Genomic DNA, 19,637 nt, shown 5'->3' on the forward strand with positions numbered 1-19,637 from the left:
ATGAAGGTTATAGGGAAAGGGGCTCGGAACTTTGATTATTCAAGTAAAAGATTTGCACAAATATTTCGGCCAGCTTGAAGTGTTAAAAGGAATTGATTGCACGATTAGTGAAAAAGAAGTAGTGAGCGTCATCGGTCCTTCAGGTTCGGGGAAAAGTACATTTCTTCGCTGTTTAAACGGGCTTGAAGAATTGACAAGCGGACAGATTATTATTAATGGACACGATCTTTCCGATCCGAAAGTAAATATAAATCAAGTACGTACAGAAGTCGGGATGGTATTCCAGCGCTTCAATCTTTTTCCACATAAAACCGTTGTGGAAAATGTAATGTTGGCACCAATGAAGGTGTTGAAAGAAGACAAAGCAAAAACGCGTGCGAAAGCTCTGCAGCTTCTGGAAAAAGTAGGGCTGAAGGACAAGGCCGATGTGTATCCGGAGAAGCTGTCCGGCGGGCAGATGCAGCGGGTCGCTATCGCACGGGCGCTTGCGATGAACCCGAAAATTATGCTGTTTGACGAGCCGACATCGGCGCTTGATCCGGAACTGGTCGGCGAGGTGCTTGAAGTTATGAAGGAGCTGGCTAAAGAAGGGATGACCATGGTCGTCGTTACCCATGAAATGGGCTTTGCCCGTGATGTTTGTGACCGGGTTATCTTCATGGATCAGGGAATTATTATGGAAGAAGGAAAGCCGGAAGACGTGTTCACAAATCCGAAAAATGAGCGGACCAGGGAATTTCTTCGTAAGATCATTAACGTTCCGGAAGCTGCACAATAATAAAAAGCGAACTAGGAGAGGAAACTTTGATATATACCGGTTTTTTGCACGGGTTTGTCCACAACTATGAGAATCCGGTGCAGTATGTTTTGCCGCTTGGCGAAGACAACATCAACATGAATGATTGGGTTGGAAAAACGATTCGCATTGAATTCCTTGGGAAAATGGAATGTATCAACTGTGGCCGCAGCATTAAAAAGACATTTAACAGCGGGTACTGTTATCCGTGTTTTACGAGCCTTCCCGAAAATGATTTATGCATTGTGAAACCGCATGAATGCCATTTTGAGCAAGGGACATGTCGGGACCCCGAGTGGGGTGTGGCACATTGTATGATTCCTCATTACGTATATCTCGCAGTCAGCAGCGGGGTTAAGGTAGGATTAACGCGCAAAAACAACCAGATGAAACGTTGGGTCGACCAGGGGGCGGTTCGTGCCATTCCAATCGCCGAAGTTCCGACGCGCAAACTCGCCGGTGAGCTGGAAGTACACCTTGCCCAGTATGTAGCGGACAAAACGGATTGGAGAAAAATGCTCAAGGGAGACATTACGCTTGTGGATTTGCTTGAACTGCGCGAACAAATCCAGGAATGTTTTCCCGAGGAGTACAAACAGTACGCACTCAAAGAGGATGAGTGGGTTGATGTCGTATATCCTATCCTTGAAAATATCGATAAAGTGAAAGCCTATAATTTGGACAAGCAGGCCGTCGTTGAAGATTGCTTAATTGGAATTAAAGGGCAGTATTTGATTTTTAAAAACGGCGTACTCAACGTACGTAAATATTCAGGCTATCAGGTACAAATCAGCGGATAGATAGAGACAGGAAGTGGGAATAGAGCTTCGAGCTTTTCCTGCTTCTTTACTATCTGCGCGAAGTGGCAACGGTAAAGGGAGGGAGTGGGCTATGAGAAGCGACGTGCCAGGTGCGGAGCAATTCCATCTCCATATGATAGAAAAATACGAGCGGCTTTTAAAACAATTAGAGCAGGAGCCGTTTAGAGAATCGATGTTTTCCGCTTTAGTAGACGAGACAGAACAGGCGGACATATCACGTAAGGACAAACGCACTCACCGTAACGTTATTGTTCAGATTCAAAGGATCGGGGAAAGGCTTGAAGCATTGAACTGGATGTCAGAACATTTGAAAATCCTGCATGATTTAGAACAGACGCTTACGCAGACGTTTGATAAAAACCAGATTTATGAGAAAGCGTTTGAACTCGTATCAAGGGTAATGGATACGGACGCGTTTTTTATCGCTTTCTACAAGGCGGGGGATAAAGAGATACAAATTCCGTTTTCGATTGATAACGGGGTTCAATATGATGGACGAACAATTCCATTCGGAGAAGGTCTTACCTCTGAAGTGTTAACGACCCGTAAAACTGTCCACATCAATACGGAGAAAGAATCGGCTGAGAAGACGCTTAGCCGCTGGGGAAATCCGGAGCAGGATACAAATACATTACTGTTTGTACCGATGCTTTTGAAAAACGAAATCAAGGGTGTAATCACGACCCAGAGTTACCGGGAGTTTGCCTACAAGAAAGAACACGAAGAACTGCTCAGAATTATTGGGACACAGGTTGCAAGTGCGGTTGAAACGGCGGAGCTGTATGATAAGGTGTACGAAATGTCGATCAAAGATGAACTTACGCAAATTAAAAACAGGCGCGCGTTTCACCGGGATGTGAAAGAAAAGCTGGATCAGGCAGAACAGAGAGGCCAATCCCTCGCCCTCATTATGCTCGACTCTGATAACTTAAAAAAGGTGAATGATACGTACGGCCACCATGTGGGGGATTTGCTCATTCGCAAGGTAGCCGAATCGATAAGATTCTGTCTTGTGGCAGGGGAGGAAGCGTACCGCTACGCGGGGGATGAGTTCATGGTTATCGCTCCGGGGCTTACACTGGAAGAAGCGGAAGAGAGGGCGAACCGGATTCGAAATCACCTGCATGCTCATCCTCTCATACTGGCAAATGGGCAGGCGATCGCAGCTACGCTTAGCATTGGAATCGCCGGCTATCCTATACATACGAAGGATCCTGTTGAACTGCAGCAATACGCCGACCAGTCCTTGTACCGCTCTAAGGACCTTGGCAGAAACAGGATTACGGTTTATTCCCATGAACTGTTTCTCTAAGCCGTTCGTTGTGTTGTAAAAAGAAACAACATTGCCTATAATGAAAAACGATTAAATTTTATAGCCAACAAATAAAGAAAATGCACGCCTGCACTCTATTTAAGACGGCAGGCATTTTTATTTTTCGGCAGAGGAGACAAAAGATGAAAAACAAAATGTTGTTATTGTTTGTTGTTATTTTAGTTGCCTTCGGAGGTGTTGCGGGGTGTGGAGGAACGGCGAAGGAGCCGTCGGGAGCAAAGAAGCCCACTGCGGACAGCCCACCTTCCGCAAGTAATGCTTTTCCGCTAACCATTAAAGACAGCACAGGCAAAGAAGTGAAAATCGACAAGGAGCCGCAAAAAATTGTTTCGGTTATGCCAAGCACGACTGAAATCGCTTTCGCTCTTGGGTTGGGTGACAAAGTTGTCGGTGTGTCCAATTATGATGACTATCCGAAAGAAGCGGCAGCCAAGAAAAAGGTTGGCGATTTAAATGTCAGCATTGAAAAAGTCGTTTCACTTGAGCCTGATTTGGTCCTTGCCGACACCGGAAACGGAAAAGCAGTGGATAATTTAAGAAAGGCGGGCATTCCTGTCATTGCCACCGAAGCAAAAACGCTTGATGACATTTATGGTATGATCGAAATGATCGGAAAGGCAACCGGAACATCGGACAAAGCAAATGATGTGGTAGGGAAAATGAAGGAAGACGTAAAGCAGGTTGAAGAGAAAGTAAAGAGTGTTCCGGCGGATAAGAAGCCGAAAGTATGGGTGGAAGTAGACTCTAAGCTGTACACAGCAGGAAAAGGGACGTTTATAAATGATATGATTGCCATGGCGGGCGGTGAAAACATTGCTTCCGATGTAGACGGATGGAAGCAGCTTTCCGAAGAGAAAATCATTGAGCGCAGCCTGATGTCATTCTTAATACGTATGGTTTTTATGATAAGGATGCGGCGAAAAAAATCAAAGCCCGTATTAAATGGAAAGACGTAAATGCGATCAAGAATGGAAATGTCTTTGACGTTGATTCCAATATGGTTACACGGCCGGGGCCGCGCATTACAGAAGGATTAAAGCAGGTGGCCGGCTGCCTGCATCCTGAACTATTTAAAAAGTAGGGACTGAGCGTATTGAGAGCAAATCAAACCGGACATCCGAAGTGGGGGAGAACGCTTATACTGTGGCTTCTCCCGCTTCTTTTTTTGCTGTTTTGCGTGATTGCATTCAGCGTTTCGCTCGGAAGTGCCGATGTATCCTTTTACACGGTATGGAAAATTATTTTATCGCACGTTCCTTTTCTTCCTCACGGGGAAGAAACATGGGCTAAATCAGCCGAAGTGATTATCTGGGAAATCCGGATGCCCCGCGTTTTTCTTGCTGTGCTCGTAGGCGCAGCTCTAGCCTCTTCGGGAGTCGCCTACCAGGGTGTGCTGAGGAATCCGCTTGCGGACCCTTATATTCTCGGCGTTTCCTCAGGCGCGTCGCTTGGGGCTGCTTCGGTTATTCTTTTTGGGCAAGGCATAAGCTTCCTGGGACAGTGGACCTTGCCGCTTGTCGCCTTTCTCTGCGGGCTGCTTACGCTGTTTGTCGTGTACCGGCTTGCCTCTTCAGGAGGGAGGGTACAGATAGAAACACTTATTTTGTCCGGTGTGGTTGTGCAAGCGTTTCTTGGCGCAGGGCTCTCGCTTGTCCTATCTGTTTCAAATGAAAAAATGGCACAAATTATATACTGGCTGATGGGAAGTCTCACCCTGAGCGATTGGGCATCTGGCACGGTTATTCTCCCTTATGTGCTGGGCGGCATTGTTCTCATTTATGCGTTTTCCAAAGAGCTAAATATTCTCGCGCTTGGCGAGCAGAAAGCGCAGCACCTCGGTGTAAATGTAAGCCGTGTCCGACTTGTTGTTTTAATCGCCGCTTCTCTTATAGCCGGTTCGGCGGTAGCTGTGTCCGGTGTCATCGGGTTTGTCGGAATGGTCGTGCCTCACATTATGCGTTCCCTTGTAGGCACAGATCATCGCGTGCTGATTCCTGTTTCGGCGGTTTCCGGCGCCATTCTTCTCATTTTTGCCGATACAGTCGCGCGAATGCTCATGCAACCGCAGGAGCTTCCGATCGGAGTTGTTACCGCGTTTCTTGGGGCTCCGTTTTTTGGATATCTGCTTAGGAAAAGGAGAAGTAATTATTTTTGAATGCATGTAGCAGCAGAGGAGGAAAATAGATTGCTGGATATACAAAACATAAGTTTACAGCTAAATGGTAAACCTATCGTTTCTGAAATCAGCTTCCAGGTTGCACAAGGGGAAACCCTGGGGATTATCGGTCCGAACGGCTCGGGTAAATCCACGCTTATAAAAATTCTTTCCCGCCTGCTCATACCTGACAGTGGCATGGTTGTTTTCCAGGGTAAACCTCTGGCGGCCTATTCTCATAAAATGCTGGCCAGAAAGATGGCCGTTGTCAGCCAGGAAGGGATTGCGCCGCTGCCGATAACTGTGGAGGAAACCATTGCAATGGGAAGGTACCCCTACCAGAGCTTCTGGAAAAGGGATCCGAATGGTGACAGAGCTGCAGTGGAGAGGATTATGCAGCAAACGGGCTTAGAGAAGATGAGAGGATCTAGGATGGATGAGTTGAGCGGCGGGGAAAGGCAGAGGGTTGCTATCGCCTGTTCACTGGCACAGGAACCGGAAGTTCTTCTACTCGATGAACCGACAACGTACCTTGATATCGGATACCAGATTGCCATCCTCAATCTCGTTCGGGACTGGCAGAAGGAGACGGGAGGCACGGCTGTTCTTGTATTGCATGATTTAAATCTGGCCGCCCAGTATTGCGATCGGCTTTTGTTAATGGAGCATGGGAGAATTACGCATTCAGGCACAATCGAACAGATTATGAAAGCTGCCCTTCTTACTGATGTATATGGTATTGAACCGCTCGTTGTAGAACACCCCAATCTTGGAATTCCGCAGATTTTACTGCAGCGATCTTCATGAAGCAGCTGTAGCTTATTAATTTTAAGCAATTCGATTATTTGTATGAATAACGGGTAAATAAGTAAATGAACGATGTGGTCACTTACTTGGTTGAGAGGCATTATTTCTTGCGTTCCGGATCTGGGACGCTTTTTTGTACATCTATGAAGTTTGCAAACCTTTTTACATATAATCATGGTATTTTATTAGGGGGGGGATGACGTTGGAAACACAGCGAACGGTAAATATATATGAAATAATGGAAGTTGTCAGGAACTTACAGCAAGAGAGTGAAAGAATAAGCCAGCTTAAGTATAATCTGCAAAATCATTTAGACGCGATTCATCAGGACTGGGACACAAAAAGGAAACAGAAGTTTCTTAACGAATTAGAACAAACAAGAAATGCTCTCTCAACAACCGCTTCCATGATTCAGTCCCTGGCTGCACAGGTTCAGGCTATCCCCGGAAAAATGTATTATGAAAATGCAAAGAAAGACTAGGAGGAACCTCTCGTGATTATTCATCCCGATAAATTAAGAGAGTTTGCGAAACAAATTGAATCCGAGAAAAATACAGCACAATCGATAATGGCAAGCGTTACGGCTCAGATAAGCAGGGTGGATTCTATTATTAGCCAATCTACAGGTTCTTTAACCGATTGGTCACACATGGATACCTTCCAACAAATCGCAGAGCAAATGCGGCAAAATCAATCCGAGTTATCAAAGCTTCAATCGACGCTTAGGGATGAAGCGAATGACTTTGAGCAGGCCGATTTATCGGACGTTAACTGGCAAGGTCTGTTAAAAGCATTAGGGATTGTCGGGCTTTCGCATTACAGCGGGTTTTTACGAATTGAATATTCACGTATGGGAAACCATTATGTTTTCAAATACAACAGGAAAGCAGCACACTTCTTGAAAGGCAAAACAGGCCCCAAATGGCTAAAGATGGTCATTCAAAAGTTTAACCGCAAACAGCGCCTCATGCGGGAACAGGGGAAAATATTAAAGGCACAGGGAGATTTAAAAAAGGGAAGAAAACTGATTGTCAAGCACCCTTCTTTAGAGCAACAGGTAAAAAAGAAAATTTTTGGAAGAACGACGGCAGGTATGGTGATTGAAAAAGCAAAGTTTGCGAAGGTTTTTGCCAAAGGAAGTGCGATTGCATCTGCCGGAGCAAGCGGAATGGAAGCCGTTAAGACTGCGTATGCGAGAATTAAGGATAACAAAAAGCATTATAACGGGGAAAAGCTTGATGAGATGAATGCCAGAGCCATCGGAGAAGAAGTAAATACAGCAGCCGGCAAAGTAGTCGGATCAACTGTTGGAGCATATGTCGGTGCAACGTTAGGGGCTGTAGGAGGACCACTGGGGGCAGTGGCCGGGGGAATTGTAGGCTCTTATGTTGGCGAGGCTGTGGGAGGCCTGGCTGCTAAATATACGAAAGGCTGGGCCAGCGATGCCGGTGCGTGGGTAGAAAACAAAACGGATGCAGTGGCAGCTAAAGCTAAGAAAGCATTTCATGATGTGAAAGAATCATTAAACAGTGCCAGTGACAAATTGTTCGGCTGGATTTAGCAAGAGAGGATATTGAGGTGATGTAGTGGATTGGGGACTGGTTCTTACTTTTATCATCGCATTTTTAAGCACAAACTTCATTTACGGCCTGTTTTTTCTTATCGCCTATAAAGGGATAAGCAATTTTTACCCATGGATTACTCAGGAAATGGACGGGGTTATTTTTCTTTTCGCTTCCATCGTATTATTTCCCGTTCTCGGTGTGACGTACCATGTTGCCGCTTTCGCCTATGGGAAGTGCAACTGGTTTTTTGCACGTTTGGTCATTTTATTTTATCTTGCTGTCCTTATCACTCTAATCGTATTACTAAGCAATGTACTTATGAAAATGATCTGATAGGTGGGAATATAAATGACAGCTTATTGTTTATCGGCTGAAGAATACATATTATCACTGCTGCTAATCGGTGAGACAACAGCCGCTGTTGCGATAAAAGAAGAAGCGTTTCCGGATGCTTCAGAAGAAGAAATGAGTGTTCGTTTTGACAGCGGTATGAATGGTTTAATGTCAAAAGGACTGCTGGACATAAAAGGTGAGAATCAAGAAGTAGAGGAGAATTTGCGCGTCTACCTTTCCCGCTTGTCTAAAGCTTCCAGAATGGTAAAGTTTCAAGTGCTGGATGGCGAAATGGTAAAGACTGTTTCACTGTTTTTAGGAGAGACGCGGGATATTCATGTTATGGAGTACAATGCGCGGGTGCATACATTCTTTCCTGTAAGCGATCTTGCAAAAGTAGCGGAATTAATTGGCTATCGGGAAAGCACAAAGGATGAATTTTTTATTGTAGCGGAACCGGCGTTTGATCAGCTTGTACAGCAGCTTTTAGCGAGCGGCCGTCTACCTGAACATCACCCGGGTATCGCTCAAATGCCAGATGACTTTTTAACGGCTCTAGTAGAAAAAGGCGGAAGATTAAACAGTATATATGATTTTGAATTCGACGAAGGCGGCAGAATCCGTTCTGCAGAAAGCTATCTGTACCTAACAGGAAGCGATAAAACATGGTTCATTGAACAGCGTGAAAATCAGCTTGTCTTTCAAACGAAACCTCTTCAGACAATAATCAATGCCAACATAAACAGACTCGCATAGCGATTGCTGGAGGTGTATCATGCACCACGTTACATACAGCCGTAAAACAATGATAATAAAAGTTCTAGTCATGCTTTTATTTGTTATCACTGTTTTCTGGATTCTTTTTAGCGGCTTTGCAGTAGAGGAAAGTTCTTTTGCGAAAGGGCTTATTTATGCTGCGATGTCACTCATTCTCGTGTTTTTTCTTGTGGCTTTTGGAATGTTTGCCTATTACTTATGCAAGCCGAATAAAATCGTTCTTCTATCGTTTGATAAAACCGGTTTTTACTATGGAGATCATTTCATTCCGCATGATAAAGTAAAATGGTTCGGTTACGGGTTAAACAGAAAAGATTTTCGAACAGCGTTTTTTGAAGGGTTTACGATCAAAACAAATAAGGAAGAAATCATCATTCCCACTTATCAATTGTTACTAAATAAAGAGATAAACAAATGGGTATTTTCACCTTTAGAGAAATATGCGCCGCAGCTTTTCGAAGGTGATGGGGAAGAATGGCAATGAGTTGATGTTAATAGCCGGTGATAGCTGCCACTGCACTCTTTATGATATTCTAATGGTGAGAAAGGGAGGAGACACATGGCAGAAATCAAAGCTTATTTATATAACAAATGCGGCACCTGCCGCAAAGCGAAGAAGTGGCTGGACGAGCAGGGAGCCGGCTATACTGAAATCCCGATCGTCGAGCAGCCTCCCACTGAGGATGAACTGCGTACATACTGGAAGCAAAGCGGCCTTGATCTGAAGAAATTCTTCAACACGAGCGGGCAGTCTTACCGTGATCTGGACTTAAAAGATAAACTCAAGGATATGTCAGAAGACGAAATGCTGCGCCTGCTCGCGGCGGACGGAAAACTAATCAAGCGCCCCCTAATTGCTGGAGACGGGCGTGTAACCGTAGGCTTTAAAGAAGAAGACATGGAGAAAAACTGGAAGTAAGGGGAACGCCGACATGACAACTTCGTTCACAATCCAGCCGTCCAAGCGGCTCGCCGGGCTCACGTCCGCTATTTTTACAGAAATGAACCGCCGGAAAAGAGAAGTGGAAGCCAGAGGTGAAAGAGAGGTCATTGACCTTGGCATCGGGAGCCCGGATCAGCCCCCATCGCCGCTTATCATGGAGGCATTATCGCACGCGGTAAGGAACCCGGACAATTATGGCTATCCGACTTCAGAAGGTTCCCTGCGCTTTCGGGAAACGGTAACCAGATGGTACGACCATCGTTTTCATGTCAAGCTTGATCCGGAACATGAGATTCTATCCCTTATGGGCTCCCAGGACGGCCTGGCCCATCTTGCCCAGGGGTGGATCGACCCGGGGGATATCGTGCTCGTGCCGGACCCCGGCTATCCGATTTATTTCGCGAGCGTAGCCTTAGCTGGCGGCGAGGTTTATCCGCTTCCGCTGCGGGAAGAAAATGACTTCCTGCCGGACTTCGGCCAAATTCCTGAGGAAATCCGCAGGCGGGCAAAACTGATGGTGTTAAACTATCCGAATAATCCGGTAGCAGCTACGGTGAAGGAAGGATTCTTCGAGGAAGTTGTCGCATTCGCCAGAGAAAACCAAATCATTGTCGCCCACGATCAGGCCTACTCTGAGCTGGCCTTTAATGGATACCGCCCGCCGAGCTTCCTGGAAACACCCGGCGCTAAAGATATTGGCGTTGAGTTTAACTCGCTTTCCAAAAGCTTTAATATGGCGGGCTGCCGGGTTGGCTATCTCGTAGGAAACCGGGAGATTATTCGCCCGCTTGCCGTCATTAAATCCAATATTGATTACGGTATTTTTCTTGCCGTGCAGGAAGCAGCGGTTGCAGCAATGGAACACGATATGAACCACCCCGGCGAGAATCGAAACTTCGAAGTATACGAGCAGCGGCGCGATGTTCTTATTGACGGCTTAAGCGAAATTGGCTGGCACATGACGAAGCCGAAGGCAACGATGTTTGTGTGGGCCAAAATTCCCGCAGGGTGGACCTCGGAGGACTTCGCGTTCACCCTTCTTGAAAAAGCGGGAGTCGTAGTCATCCCGGGCAATGCGTTTGGAAAAGAAGGGGAGGGCTATGTAAGAATAGCCCTTGTGAAACCGGTGGACGTATTGAAGGAAGTTATCCGCCGCATTAAAGAATCAAGAATACTATCGCCGTAACGGGTTATTTTAATATTGTTTGTTAACTTTACGTTAGCTTAATTAAAACAATTACCACCTTATATTGACTATTGGATCCCCCCTTGATATCATGATAGGTGGACAAATAAGTTTTCAATTTTCCGGGTATTCCCGGAGTAAAATATTCTTATGGGAGGTAGTTACATATGGCAGAACGTATTGTAGGTTTACCAGCTCCTGATTTTGCAATGGAAACAGCTCTTGGTGACGGCGAAAATTTCGGTGAAGTTAAGCTGTCCGACTACAGTGGAAAATGGTTGGTAATGTTCTTCTATCCGCTTGACTTTACCTTCGTATGCCCGACTGAGATTACTGCAATGAGCGATGCATTCGAGCAGTTCGCTGAGCTTGATACTGAAGTTCTTGCAGTTAGCACAGACAGCAAATTCTCTCACCGTGCATGGATCAACACTTCCCGTGATGAAAACGGCCTTGGCAAGTTGAACTTCCCAATTGCCTCTGACAACAACCATAAAGTATCCCGTGACTACGGGGTTTTAATTGAAGACAAAGGGATTGCGCTTCGCGGTTTGTTCATTATCGACCCTGAAGGTACATTAATGTATTCTGCAATCCATAACCTTGATGTAGGCCGCAGTGTTGATGAAACACTTCGCGTGCTTCAGGCTTTCCAATCCGGCGGTCTTTGCCCTGCAAACTGGAGACCTGGCCAGGCTCTTCTTAAAGGCTAAATTTTACCACTCTGTACAGGCAGTTTCTGTAAGAAGTAAAGGACCTAACTTTTTATCCTCGTTAGGTCCTTTTTTTACAAATTGAATCACGACAGCGCATACTTTGTGAAACAGTGGAGGATACTAGGAAGTGGAGTCGATTTGATTCGGACTATACACTTGTTAGGAGGGTCTTCACATGAAACTTCGTGATGATATGCCTGAATTCACCGGTGTTACGGAATGGGTGAACGGTGAGGTAACGAAAGAAGAACTGGCAGGCACACCGGCTCTTGTCCACTACTGGTCCATTAGCTGCCACACTTGTAAGGAAACGCTTCCCCAATTAAATGAATGGCGGGACCGTTATAAGGAGCAGGGGCTTCGCGTCGTTAGTATTCATATGCCGCGCTCAGAAAAGGACACGGAAATCGGACCCATTAAGGAAGCGATTAAACAGTATGGGTTAATCCACCCCGTTGCCATCGATAATGGGCACAAGCTGGTAGATGCGTACGAGAACCAGTACGTGCCGGCGTATTATTTATTTGATACCGAGCAGAAGCTGCGCCATTATCAGGCCGGGGAAAAAGGATTAAAAATGCTGGAGAAACGGCTGGACCGGGTTATTGGTTCTGAGGAAGAAAAATAATCCGAACAGGATAGATCATAGGGAGGATGCGATTCGAATGAATTTGCCGTCAAATTTAAAGTACAGTGAAGAACATGAATGGGTACGCGTGGAAGGAAATAAAGCCTATATCGGAATTACTGATTTTGCACAGTCCGAGCTTGGGGATATTGTGTTTGTAGAACTTCCTGCAGTAGGCGACGAGTTAGAGCAGAATAAACCGTTCGGCAGCGTGGAATCTGTAAAGACCGTTTCTGAATTATACGCTCCGGTTAGCGGAAAAGTGGTGGAAGTTAACGGACAGCTTGAAGACTCTCCGGAACTCGTAAACGAATCGCCGTATGAGAATGCGTGGATGGTCGTTGTGGAACTGGCGGATGAGAGCGAAGTGGAAAAGCTGATGGACGCTTCCGCGTATGAGGATATGGTGAAAGAATAAGGGCAAGTTTTTTACCTCGACTGAAAAGGAGTGGGCTGCGGGTACTGCGGCGGCACTCCTTTTTTTAAAAGGCAGGGATAAGCAATGGCATTTTATGGACAGAAAATTTTGCCGGCAGCCAGGGATATAAAAGACTTTGAAAAAATTCTTACAAGTTCCTACGAATATGGAGTGTTCCTGGACACTCACATTGCCCAATTGAAAAATATATATAAGATGGCACACGCCCATAATAAAAAAATGTTCCTGCATGCGGATCTCATTCACGGATTGCGAAATGACGAATACGCATCAGAATATTTATGCCAGGAAATAAAGCCGTTTGGTTTAGTTTCCACGAGAGCGGGTGTGATCACGAAAGCAAAGCAAAAAGGCGTCCTGGCGATTCAAAGAATTTTTCTTCTGGACACGAATGCGCTGGAGAAAAGCTATTCGCTGATTGAAAAAACGCAGCCTGATTTTATTGAGGTATTGCCGGGAGCGATGCCGAACATCATTGCTGAAGTCCACGCCAGAACAGGAATTCCAATCTTCGCCGGAGGGTTAATAAGGACGGTGGATGATGTAGAAGGTGCGCTTGGGGCCGGAGCCACAGCGATTACGACATCGAACAGGGAGCTTTGGAAAATTTTTGCAAAATAATTCTTTTAAAAAATAAAAGAGATTGACGACGCTTTCATTTTGCGATATTATATGAAATAAGTTAATAACAGTGACGGAGAAATGGAGACTCACATCAAAATCCCTCTTTATAAAGGGTGTTTTGCTGTGAGTCTCCGTTTTTTTGTCCTTAAAAATGGACGGGGTTTTCTCCGTCTTGCTGCTATCATTACTTTTAAAGCGGTTACAAAAAACAAAGGAGGAAGCTTTATGTCACCGTTTATTGGAGAACTTGTAGGAACTATGATTTTAATTATCCTGGGCGGAGGAGTATGTGCCGGAACATCGTTGAAAAAATCCTATGCCGCTAATTCCGGGTGGATCGTCATTACAATGGGCTGGGGATTGGCTGTAGCGGTCGGTGCTTATGCGGTTGGCAGCGTAAGCGGGGCCCATTTAAATCCTGCCCTAACCATAGCGCTAGCTTTTACGGGAGCGTTTCCATGGACAGATGTTCCTTCCTATATCCTCGCGCAAATGATAGGCGCTTTCCTCGGTGCGGTTATCGTCTATCTGCACTATCTGCCTCATTGGAAAGAAACAGAGGATGCGGGCGCGAAGCTGGGTATATTCTGTACCGGTCCTGCCATTCCGCATACATTTTCAAATTTGCTTAGCGAAATCATTGGAACGTTTGTGCTTGTCCTAGGAATTCTGGCAATCGGCGCGAATAAGTTTACAGACGGGTTGAATCCTTTCGTTGTCGGATTCCTCATCGTCAGCATCGGAATGTCTCTTGGCGGTACAACTGGTTATGCCATTAACCCTGCCCGTGATTTAGGACCGCGCATCGCCCATTTCATCCTTCCTATCCATGGAAAAGGAAAGTCCAACTGGTCTTATGCGTGGATCCCGGTTGTGGGTCCGATTCTCGGCGGGTCGTTTGGCGGATTGTTTTACAAAGCTGTATTTCAGGGAAAAGTCACGGCCAGCCTCTGGTATGTACTTGCACTTATTGTTGTAGTGTTATTTATTTCTTATTTTGTTGGCCAAAAGCAGGCCGCCCGTATTCAAAACAAACAGGCAGTTGCATAGCATCGATATCATATCCATTATTTTTGGGGGGAGTTTATATGGAAAAATATATCTTATCTCTTGATCAAGGGACGACAAGCTCACGCGCTATTTTATTTAATAAAAAGGGAGAAATCGTTCATACGGCCCAGCGCGAGTTCACGCAATATTTCCCACAGCCAGGCTGGGTTGAGCATAATGCGAGTGAAATCTGGGGTTCGATTCTCGCTGTCATTGCCAGCTGTTTGTCCGAAGCCGATATAAAACCTGGACAAATTGCAGGGATCGGGATTACAAACCAGCGGGAGACGACGGTTGTCTGGGACAAAGAAACAGGCAAGCCGGTTTATAACGCGATTGTATGGCAATCACGCCAAACCGCTGGAATTTGTGAAGACTTAAAATCGAAAGGCCACAACGCGCTTTTTCGAAACAAAACCGGCCTGCTCATTGACGCGTATTTCTCGGGAACGAAAGTGAAATGGATCCTTGATAATGTAGATGGTGCAAGAGAAAAGGCGGAAAGAGGAGAACTTCTCTTTGGGACAATTGATACATGGCTCATCTGGAAGCTTTCCGGCGGCCGTGCACACGTAACGGACTACTCCAATGCGTCCCGTACCCTGATGTACAACATTCATGAATTAAAGTGGGACGATGAACTTCTGGACATTCTTACGGTTCCAAAAAGCATGCTGCCCGAAGTCCGCCCTTCATCTGAAATATACGCACACTCCATCGATTACCACTTCTTCGGCGAGGAAGTGCCAATCGCCGGGGCAGCCGGAGATCAGCAGGCTGCGCTGTTCGGGCAGGCTTGCTACGAAGAAGGCATGGCAAAAAACACATATGGCACCGGGTGTTTTATGCTGATGAATACGGGCGAGAAAGCGGTAACTTCCAATCATGGCCTGCTGACTACGATCGCCTGGGGGCTTAATGGGAAAGTTGAATACGCGCTTGAGGGGAGCATATTCGTAGCGGGTTCCGCCATTCAATGGCTTCGTGATGGACTCCGTATGTTCCAGGATGCAAAAGACAGCGAAGAATACGCGGCACGGGTAGCGTCGACGGATGGGGTGTATGTTGTTCCGGCGTTTGTCGGTCTAGGGACACCGTATTGGGACAGTGAAGTGAGAGGCGCGGTGTTCGGGTTAACACGCGGCACGTCAAAAGAGCATTTTATTCGCGCTACCCTTGAGTCACTGGCTTATCAGGCGAAAGACGTACTGACTGCAATGGAGGCGGATTCAGGTATTTCCTTAAAGACGCTGCGCGTGGACGGCGGCGCTGTGAAAAACAACTTCCTCATGCAGTTCCAGAGCGATATTCTTGGCGTATCCGTTGAACGGCCTGTGATTAATGAGACAACCGCGCTCGGTGCCGCTTATCTTGCGGGGCTGGCTGTCGGCTACTGGGAAAGCACGGCTGAAATCGCAAAACAGTGGAACATTGAACACTGCTTCGAGGCTTCCATGCAGGATGAACAGCAGAACGAATTATACAAAGGCTGGAAGAAGGCAGTTCACGCAGCAATGGCTTTTAAATAAGACGCGATTGTGGTATACTATCATTAAGTTAATAAAACGGCAGGAGATCGGGAGAGACCACACTGCATTGCAGCTATTTATAAAATGGCTACAATGCTTGTTGTGGTCTCTCTTTTTGTTTCTCTGTTCTACACTGCCGTTATCTCGGGAGGAAACAACCATGGCACAGTCATTTTCCAGCAGTAGGAGAACTGAAGTTTTGCATGAAATGAACGGAGCGCAGTTTGATTTGCTTATTATTGGCGGAGGGATTACCGGAGCCGGGATTGCTCTGGATGCCGCTACACGCGGAATGAAAACCGCCCTGGTCGAGATGCAGGATTTCGCGGCAGGAACCTCAAGCCGATCAACCAAACTCGTCCACGGAGGATTGCGCTATTTAAAGCAATTCGAAGTAAAAATGGTCGCGGAAGTCGGTAAAGAACGTGCGGTTGTGTACGAGAACGGGCCGCATGTCACAACGCCGGAGTGGATGCTGCTGCCGTTTCATAAGGGCGGCACATTCGGCAGGTTTAGCACTTCGATTGGCCTGCGGGTGTATGATTTTCTTGCCGGCGTAAAACGCAGTGAACGCCGTACCATGTTCGGCGTGCAGGAAACACTGGCAAAGGAGCCGCTTATCAAGCGTGAAGAGCTCAAAGGCGGCGGTTATTATGTGGAATACCGGACAGACGATGCCCGGCTGACGATTGAAGTCATGAAGGAAGCCGTTGCCCAGGGGGCAAAAGCCGTTAACTATACAAAAGTAGAAGAATTGATTTACGAGAATGGCAGGATGATCGGTGTACGTGCCACCGATCAACTGGATGGCAAAGTGTACGAAGTGTACGCAAAGAAAATTGTGAATGCTACCGGACCGTGGGTGGATACGCTGCGGGAAAAGGATCATTCGAAAAAAGGAAAAATGCTCCAACTGACAAAAGGAATTCATCTCGTCATTGACCAATTACGGTTTCCGTTGAAGCAGGCTGTCTATTTCGATACCCCGGACGGCAGAATGGTGTTTGCCATTCCGCGCGACGGAAAAACATACGTAGGAACAACGGACACGTTTTATGATACGGATACAGCTCATCCGAAGATGACGCTGGCGGACAGGAAGTATGTTATCGATGCGATTAATTATATGTTTCCGGACGTTAAAATTAATGTAAACGACGTGGAATCGAGCTGGGCAGGCGTCCGCCCATTAATTTATGAAGAAGGAAAAAACGCTTCCGAGATTTCCCGCAAGGATGAAATCTGGCAGTCGGAATCAGGGTTGATTACGATCGCGGGAGGGAAGTTAACAGGATACCGTAAAATGGCGGAGATGGTCGTAGACCTTGCAGCCGGGTTGTTGAAAGAGGAAGGGCATGGCACCTATCCGCCGTGCAAGACAAAAACCTGGCCGATATCTGGCGGAAATGTAGGCGGCTCGGCGAATTTCCCGGCTTTTATCCGCACGAAGACAGAAGAGGGTCTGGCGTACGGTTTAACACGGGAGCAGGCGGAAAAATTGGTCCGCACGTACGGCTCGAACATTGATCGGATATATGAATATATTGTGCAGCATGGACGGGAAGCGAAGGCGAATGGACTGCCGCTCGACGTGTTTATCCGCGTTTTTTATGCGATGGAGGAAGAAATGGCAGCCAAACCCGTCGATGTCTTCATCCGGCGGACAGGTGCATTGTTTTTTAACATTGGCTGGGTTCACCAGTGGAAGGAGCCGGTTATCAGCTATATGGCAAAGCGCCTGCGCTGGAGTGCAGAGGAAAAGAAAAAATACACAATCGAACTTGAAACACAGCTGCATGATGCCGTCGTACCGATGGATGAAAAGAATGGAAACAATAAGTTTGCAATGTAAGCAGATCTGCTTTTTTCCTTGATTAAAAAACGCTGTGATGCGGAATAATAATGCTATCCTTTGTGAAGATGGGGTGATCGCATTGTCACAAAATCCGGATGTACAGCGGATTGATGTTACAAACAAAGTGCGCGGCGAAGTGACGGAGGACTGCATTGTCCTCACGCTCAATGGACAGGAAATCGGGCAGGTACCGTTCGATGCGGCCTCCTGCACAATGAACGCCGGGTACACGATAGACGCGCAGCGGATTTTTCGGATGGACGCAGCGGATGTCATCCGGCATTCAAGCTACGTTGAAGATTGCGACATGGGGTGGTGCTAAATGCACCGCTCTTTTTTATTTTAAAAATAGCAAAGAAGAAAGGAAATAGGCAGTGAATGTAGTAATATTTAATTAAGATAATTTTTAATATTCCCGCAAAAATAAAAACGATTTGTTGAGAAGGGGGAAGGTATGGATGCTAGTTCCAAAAGGGTTAATGAACGCAAGCCGGAATTTTAAAGGAAAGACCGCGATTATCGATGGAAAGCACACGTATACATACGAGCAGTTTGCCGGAAGAACGGCAAAGGTTAAGCGCTCTCTGGCTAAGCTTGGCGTAAAAAAAGGGGACCGCGCCGCCCTGCTTATGCTAAACAGCTTTCGCTACCTGGAATTAATGTATGGCATCCCGGCTTACGGGGCCATCATGGTGCCGCTTAATGTCCGGCTCACGCCGAAGGAAATCGCTTTTGTATTAAACGATGCCGATGTCCGTGTTCTTTACATTCATAAAGAGTTTTTGCCATACTTACCTGAACTGCGGCAGCTAGCGCCGAATTTACAGCATATCATTTTTGCAGAAGACGAAGGAGAAGCGCTTGCTGTCGGAAATGAAAGCGTTCTCTTCTATGAAGAACTGCTGGCAGCCCAGCCTGATGAGCCGCTGACAGCAGACGGAATTGACGAAGACGATGTAGCGGGATTGTTTTATACGGGAGGAACGACCGGACGCTCCAAAGGCGTGATGCTTACGCATAAAAACCTTGTCAGCAACGCTTACCATTGCGCCCTCATGATGCAATACACGGAAGAGGATATTTACCTTCATGCGGCGCCCATGTTCCATCTGGCTGACGGCGCTTCTACATTTGCTGTAACGCTTGTTGGAGGCGCACACGCACATCTTCGAGCCTTTTCTCCAAAAGGTGTGCTCCAAGTATATGAGGAAGTGAAACCAACCTGCGGCCTGCTTGTACCGACCATGATTAACATGGTGTTAAATGACCCTGATTTTGCGCAGTACGATGTAAGTTCGGTAAGACGCATTATGTACGGCGGCTCTCCTATGCCAGTAGAAGTTTTAAAAAAAGGAGTCAAGATGCTGCCGGGTGTCCAGTTTTTTCAGGCGTATGGCATGACGGAAGCGTCGCCGATTTTAACGGTTCTTACCGGGAAAAATCATATGGTCGGGGGAACAGCGGAAGAGGAGAGAAGGCTTGCTTCCGGCGGCCAGGCTGTACCTGGTGTTGAAATGAAGGTCGTCGATCCGGAGGGCAGCGAGTTGCCTGTAGGAGAAGTGGGTGAGATTATCGCCAGAGGGCCGAATATCATGAAGGGCTATTGGAATCTGCCCGAGGAGACGGCCCGGGCGATCCGCGATGGCTGGTATTATACAGGGGATATGGCCTATGCTGACGAGAATTCCTTCTACTATGTTGTAGATCGCGCAAAAGACATGATTATTACAGGCGGGGAAAACGTGTACTCAGTCGAGGTAGAGAATGTTTTGTACCAGCATCCGGCTGTGCTTGAGTGCGCGGTTATCGGTGTCCCGGATGAGACCTGGGGGGAAGCCGTAAAAGCCGTCATTGTCGCAAAACAGGATAGCGGGGCTACAGAAGAGGAGATTATTGCCTTCGCCCGCCAGCAGCTGGCAGGCTATAAAGTACCGAAAACGATTGAATTCGTGGCGGAGATTCCGAAGAGCGGCGCGGGTAAAATCTTAAAGCGTGAGCTGCGGGATCGCTTCTGGGCAGGCAAAACGAGAAACGTTCAATAAACAAGCAAAGCTTACACTATGAAAATGATTATCGCAAA

General features: G+C 46.7%; 22 protein-coding genes. All 22 read left to right on the forward strand.

Features of this window, described 5'->3' with window-relative positions; all coding sequences use genetic code 11:
- Nucleotides 1-31: 31 nt before the first annotated feature.
- Nucleotides 32-778 carry an amino acid ABC transporter ATP-binding protein gene (locus MBEAL2_RS00945; RefSeq protein WP_304511112.1) on the forward strand — a complete coding sequence of 249 codons (747 nt, stop codon included), beginning with the start codon at nt 32-34 and terminating at the stop codon, nt 776-778.
- 29 nt (nt 779-807) lie between these two features.
- Complete coding sequence (locus MBEAL2_RS00950) at nt 808-1,596, forward strand: DUF2797 domain-containing protein (RefSeq protein ID WP_047150648.1); 789 nt, start codon at nt 808-810, stop codon at nt 1,594-1,596.
- Nucleotides 1,597-1,687: 91 nt separating this feature from the next.
- Entirely contained in the window at nt 1,688-2,929 is a 1,242-nt protein-coding gene (locus MBEAL2_RS00955) for a sensor domain-containing diguanylate cyclase (RefSeq protein WP_047150449.1), read from the forward strand.
- Nucleotides 2,930-3,072: 143 nt separating this feature from the next.
- On the forward strand, nt 3,073-3,906 hold the full coding sequence (locus tag MBEAL2_RS00960) for an ABC transporter substrate-binding protein (protein WP_052947343.1): 834 nt from the start codon (nt 3,073-3,075) through the stop codon (nt 3,904-3,906).
- A 137-nt stretch (nt 3,907-4,043) separates the two neighbouring features.
- Nucleotides 4,044-5,105 carry a FecCD family ABC transporter permease gene (locus tag MBEAL2_RS00965; protein WP_052947344.1) on the forward strand — a complete coding sequence of 354 codons (1,062 nt, stop codon included), beginning with the start codon at nt 4,044-4,046 and terminating at the stop codon, nt 5,103-5,105.
- 30 nt (nt 5,106-5,135) lie between these two features.
- Entirely contained in the window at nt 5,136-5,912 is a 777-nt protein-coding gene (locus MBEAL2_RS00970; protein WP_236692651.1) for an ABC transporter ATP-binding protein, read from the forward strand.
- A 202-nt stretch (nt 5,913-6,114) separates the two neighbouring features.
- Complete coding sequence (locus MBEAL2_RS00975) at nt 6,115-6,393, forward strand: hypothetical protein (RefSeq protein ID WP_047150451.1); 279 nt, start codon at nt 6,115-6,117, stop codon at nt 6,391-6,393.
- Nucleotides 6,394-6,405: 12 nt separating this feature from the next.
- Nucleotides 6,406-7,473 (forward strand): hypothetical protein, encoded by a 1,068-nt coding sequence (locus tag MBEAL2_RS00980; protein WP_047150452.1) that lies wholly within the window; start codon nt 6,406-6,408, stop codon nt 7,471-7,473.
- A gap of 25 nt (nt 7,474-7,498) precedes the next feature.
- A complete protein-coding gene (locus tag MBEAL2_RS00985; RefSeq protein WP_047150453.1) occupies nt 7,499-7,810 on the forward strand; it encodes a hypothetical protein in 312 nt (103 codons plus the stop codon).
- 15 nt (nt 7,811-7,825) lie between these two features.
- Complete coding sequence (locus MBEAL2_RS00990) at nt 7,826-8,566, forward strand: YfjC family protein (protein WP_047150454.1); 741 nt, start codon at nt 7,826-7,828, stop codon at nt 8,564-8,566.
- Nucleotides 8,567-8,585: 19 nt separating this feature from the next.
- On the forward strand, nt 8,586-9,071 hold the full coding sequence (locus MBEAL2_RS00995) for a DUF5381 family protein (protein ID WP_047150455.1): 486 nt from the start codon (nt 8,586-8,588) through the stop codon (nt 9,069-9,071).
- Nucleotides 9,072-9,146: 75 nt separating this feature from the next.
- Nucleotides 9,147-9,506 carry an arsenate reductase family protein gene (locus MBEAL2_RS01000; RefSeq protein WP_047150456.1) on the forward strand — a complete coding sequence of 120 codons (360 nt, stop codon included), beginning with the start codon at nt 9,147-9,149 and terminating at the stop codon, nt 9,504-9,506.
- A 13-nt stretch (nt 9,507-9,519) separates the two neighbouring features.
- The gene (locus MBEAL2_RS01005) at nt 9,520-10,716 is read left to right on the forward strand and encodes an LL-diaminopimelate aminotransferase (RefSeq protein WP_047150457.1); all 1,197 of its coding nucleotides are present in this window, start codon (nt 9,520-9,522) and stop codon (nt 10,714-10,716) included.
- Nucleotides 10,717-10,883: 167 nt separating this feature from the next.
- On the forward strand, nt 10,884-11,429 hold the full coding sequence (locus MBEAL2_RS01010) for a peroxiredoxin (protein ID WP_047150458.1): 546 nt from the start codon (nt 10,884-10,886) through the stop codon (nt 11,427-11,429).
- Nucleotides 11,430-11,607: 178 nt separating this feature from the next.
- The gene (locus tag MBEAL2_RS01015) at nt 11,608-12,060 is read left to right on the forward strand and encodes a redoxin domain-containing protein (RefSeq protein ID WP_047150459.1); all 453 of its coding nucleotides are present in this window, start codon (nt 11,608-11,610) and stop codon (nt 12,058-12,060) included.
- Between the two features lie 37 nt (nt 12,061-12,097).
- Complete coding sequence (gene gcvH / locus MBEAL2_RS01020; protein WP_047150460.1) at nt 12,098-12,478, forward strand: glycine cleavage system protein GcvH; 381 nt, start codon at nt 12,098-12,100, stop codon at nt 12,476-12,478.
- 84 nt (nt 12,479-12,562) lie between these two features.
- The gene (locus tag MBEAL2_RS01025; protein WP_047150461.1) at nt 12,563-13,120 is read left to right on the forward strand and encodes a glycerol-3-phosphate responsive antiterminator; all 558 of its coding nucleotides are present in this window, start codon (nt 12,563-12,565) and stop codon (nt 13,118-13,120) included.
- A 228-nt stretch (nt 13,121-13,348) separates the two neighbouring features.
- Nucleotides 13,349-14,173: an MIP/aquaporin family protein gene (locus MBEAL2_RS01030; RefSeq protein WP_047150650.1), complete on the forward strand. Its 825-nt coding sequence runs from the start codon at nt 13,349-13,351 to the stop codon at nt 14,171-14,173.
- A gap of 38 nt (nt 14,174-14,211) precedes the next feature.
- Nucleotides 14,212-15,702 carry a glycerol kinase GlpK gene (glpK, locus tag MBEAL2_RS01035; RefSeq protein ID WP_047150462.1) on the forward strand — a complete coding sequence of 497 codons (1,491 nt, stop codon included), beginning with the start codon at nt 14,212-14,214 and terminating at the stop codon, nt 15,700-15,702.
- A gap of 160 nt (nt 15,703-15,862) precedes the next feature.
- Complete coding sequence (locus MBEAL2_RS01040) at nt 15,863-17,554, forward strand: glycerol-3-phosphate dehydrogenase/oxidase (protein WP_047150463.1); 1,692 nt, start codon at nt 15,863-15,865, stop codon at nt 17,552-17,554.
- Nucleotides 17,555-17,636: 82 nt separating this feature from the next.
- Entirely contained in the window at nt 17,637-17,879 is a 243-nt protein-coding gene (locus MBEAL2_RS01045; protein ID WP_161798143.1) for a DUF2553 family protein, read from the forward strand.
- Nucleotides 17,880-18,015: 136 nt separating this feature from the next.
- Nucleotides 18,016-19,599, forward strand: coding sequence for a long-chain-fatty-acid--CoA ligase (locus tag MBEAL2_RS01050; RefSeq protein ID WP_047150465.1), 1,584 nt, complete (start codon nt 18,016-18,018; stop codon nt 19,597-19,599).
- The last annotated feature ends 38 nt before the right edge of the window (nt 19,600-19,637 follow it).

Source organism: Aneurinibacillus tyrosinisolvens, from assembly GCF_001015055.1.
Classification (GTDB): domain Bacteria; phylum Bacillota; class Bacilli; order Aneurinibacillales; family Aneurinibacillaceae; genus Aneurinibacillus_A; species Aneurinibacillus_A tyrosinisolvens.